The 3295-nt window shown below is 74.5% G+C and carries 2 protein-coding genes; one reads left to right on the top strand and one right to left on the bottom strand.

Annotated features, from left to right (window positions below; translation table 11 throughout):
- Positions 1-74: 74 nt before the first annotated feature.
- The gene (locus tag ACFWEJ_RS28065; RefSeq protein ID WP_377232449.1) at positions 75-998 is read right to left on the bottom strand and encodes an excalibur calcium-binding domain-containing protein; all 924 of its coding nucleotides are present in this window, start codon (positions 996-998) and stop codon (positions 75-77) included.
- A 408-nt stretch (positions 999-1406) separates the two neighbouring features.
- On the opposite strand from ACFWEJ_RS28065, the gene ACFWEJ_RS28060 reads away from it, so the two are divergent.
- Positions 1407-3295: TM0106 family RecB-like putative nuclease (locus tag ACFWEJ_RS28060; RefSeq protein ID WP_377232448.1), on the top strand; the 1889-nt coding region annotated here is incomplete at its 3' end.

The raw sequence follows: 3295 nt of genomic DNA, 5'->3' as shown, positions 1-3295 counted from the left end.
AGGGGGCCGTGGCAGAATCTGGGGATCTGCCTCGGCCCGCTCATTTTTGTCCTGCTCCGATGGAGCGGTTCGGCCTACTCGCCGTCCTCGCAGGCGACGCCGTTGCCGTTCCGGTCGAGGTGCGGCAGGTAGCCCGGCGCCGTGTTGGGCAGGGGCGCCGCGCCCGCGGCGCGGACGGCGTCACAGTTCCAGTAGAAGACGGTCCCGTTGCCGTTTCCGTTGCCGTTCCCGTTCTCCTGCTGTTCCTGCTCCTGCTGTTGTTGCTCTTGCTGCTGCTGTTCCTGCTGCTGCTTGAGCGCGGCCTCCTGCTCCTTGACCTGCGCCTCGCGGTCGCCCAGCGCCTTCTCGCGCTCGGCCACCTCGTCGCGCCGCTTGTCGACCTGCGCCTGGTCGGCCTCGATCTCGGCGCGCGCCTCGTCCATCTGCGACCTGATGTTCTGGGCATCCGAGATGGCCTGGTTCGCGTCGGCCTGCTGGCCGGCCGTGACGACCACGCCGATGATCACGCCCAGCGCGAGCCCGGCGATGCCGATGGCGACCATGAGCCCGGCGCCCGGCGGGCGCGAGCCGTTCTGGCGCGACGGGCCGCCGGGGCGCTGGCCGGCCCCCCGGGGGCTGGGCGCCACGGTGCCGACGGGGACGGATCCGCCCGGTCGGCGGTTCGCGTCGTCGATGCTCAGCGGGCCGGGGCCGTTGGCACCCTGCTGGGACTCTGGGCCGGCGGCGGCAGGCGTCGTCGCCTTCCGGCCGCCGAGCCCCTTGAGGGCGGCGAGCATGCCCGACGCCGGGCCCTTGGCCTCGGGCGGCGGGGGCGGTGGCGCCATCCCGGGCTGCGGCGGGTAGACGGGCTGCGGCCCGGAGCCCGGCCGGGGCGGTCCCGCGGCGGGCGGGGCGCCGATGGGCGCCATCGTCATGGTCGAGCCCATCGCGTCCGCGGGGACCATGGCGGGGGGCGCCGACGGCGCGGGCGCCGGACGCCGGGCGGGAGCGTCGATCACCTGGATCGCGACGGTCCTCGTGTCGGCACCTCCGTCCGGGCCGCTGACGGGGGCCGGCGGTGCCGGGGGAGCTGGGGGTGCGGGGGGTGCCGGCGGGGCGGCACCGGTGGGTCCGGAATCGGGCTGGGGGGCGTCGGGGCGGTCGACCCAGTAGTCCCAACCGGGCGGGGCCGGAGGCCACGACGGGTCGGGAGCCCAGGTGGAGTCGGGTCGGAATCCCGGGGGCACCTGCCAACCCGGAGGCGGGTTGAAGCGCACGGGCATGGTTGCTCCTTCGATACGGTCGGCCCCACTATCGGCCATGCAGGCGGGTCGGCGCCAGAAGCACTGGCCATGCCGGACATTTCCCCCGCGTGTGGGAGCGACAGTAGCGCGCTCGTGTCAGAGGTCACTGGTAGACCTGGGGGCATGTTCCTCCTGGAGCGCGACGACGCCAGCACGCTCGTGCACTCGGCCAGCGACCTCGTGGTCGCGGGCGAGTGCGAGTTCCGCCTGCTGCGCCGCCTCGACGAGCTCCTGGGCCGCAGCCCGCGCCGGGTGCGGGAGGAGGACGAGATGCTCGCGCGCACGGCGGCCCTCGGTGAGGATCACGAACGGCGCGTCCTCGCCGGGCACCTGCGCGCCTTCGGCCCGGCCGACGGCGACCGGCCCGGCGGCGTGCTCGAGGTCGCGCCCGCCCGCCGCATGACGCGGGACGACCTGGTCGACGCGCACGACCGCACGCTGGCCGCCCTGGAGCAGGGCGCGGACGTCGTCTACCAGGCCTCGTTCTTCGACGGGCGGTTCCACGGCCGGGCCGACTTCCTGGTGCGTGACCTGCTGGGGGAGACGGTCCGCCTGGGCGGCTCCGAGGGGGTCGTGCCGCCGGAGCGGTGGCCCCGGCACGCCGAGGCGCACGTTCCCCGGCCGCGGTACGCCGTGCACGACTCCAAGCTCGCCCGCCGCACCAAGGTGCGCGCCCTGCTGCAGCTCGCCGCGTACGCGGACCAGCTCATGGCGGCACGGATCGACCCGACCGACGAGGTGCACCTGGTGCTCGGCACCGGGGAGACCACCTCGCACCGGCTCGCCGACCTGCTGCCGGTCTTCCGCAAGCGGCGCACCCGGCTGATCGAGGTCCTGGACGAGCACGTCGCCGACGAGGGCCCCGTGCGGTGGCACGACGAGCGCTACCTGGCGTGCGGCCGGCTGCGCGACTGCCCGGACTGCGCCGAGGCCGCCCAGGAGAGCCGGGACGTGCTGCTCGTCGGCGGGGTGTACGGGGCGCAACGGGCCAGACTGTCCGCGGCGGGCCTCACCACGATCGACGCCCTCGCGACCGCCGAGGACCCGCCGGACGGCATGGCCGCGGGCCGCTTCGAGGGCCTGCGCGCCCAGGCGCGTCTCCAGCTCGGGCTGGACGACGGCGACGGCTCGGTCGCGCTCGACCACCTGCCCGACGGCGTCGACCCGGACGGCCCCGATGCGCGGCTGCGCTGGCAGCTCGTGGCGACCGAGGCGATCGACCGCCTCCCGCCGCCGAGCCCGGGCGACGTGTTCTTCGACTTCGAGGGGGATCCCCTGTGGGAGGAGGCGCGGCTGCCCGGCGACGACCAGGCGCCGGCCATGGGCCTCGACTACCTCTTCGGGTGGGTCGAGCGCCCCGGGCCGGACGGCGGCAACCCGCCCTTCCACGGGCTGTGGGCCGACGACCTGGCGGGTGAGCGCGACGCGCTCGTGCGGTTCGTGGACCACCTCCACGCACGGCTCGCGGAGCACCCCGACCTGCATGTCTACCACTACGCCGCCTACGAGCGGACGCACCTGCTCTCGATCGCGGCACGCCACGGCGTCTACGAGGACGAGGTGGACCAGCTCCTGCGCGACGGCGTGCTCGTCGACCTCTACGCCGTGGTCCGGTCGTGCCTGCGCATCTCGAACCGGTCGAAGTCGATCAAGAAGCTCGAACCGCTGTACATGCAGGACGACCCGGCGCGGGAGGGCGTCACGAGCGCGACGGCGTCGGTCACGGAGTACGCGGAGTACGCGAAGTTGGTGAGTGAGGGGGACGCGCGGGCTGCGGGGTTGCGGCAGCGGATCTTGGACTACAACGAGTACGACTGTCGGTCGACGTTGCGGTTGCTTGATTGGTTGCGGTTTGCGCGGGGTTCGGTCGGTTCTGTTTCTGGTGGAGCGGCCGGGGCGGCCCGGGCAGCGGGCGCGGCTGGGGCGGCCGCGGGAAGCGAGACCCCGCGCGCGGATGCGTTCACGGGCCCCAGGGGGCCCTCCACTTCGGGAAGGGATACATCCGCGCGCGG

Origin of the sequence: Promicromonospora sp. NPDC060204, assembly GCF_042728455.1 — a bacterium.
Taxonomy (GTDB): domain Bacteria; phylum Actinomycetota; class Actinomycetes; order Actinomycetales; family Cellulomonadaceae; genus Promicromonospora.
This window is presented reverse-complemented; position numbering and strand designations above follow the sequence as displayed.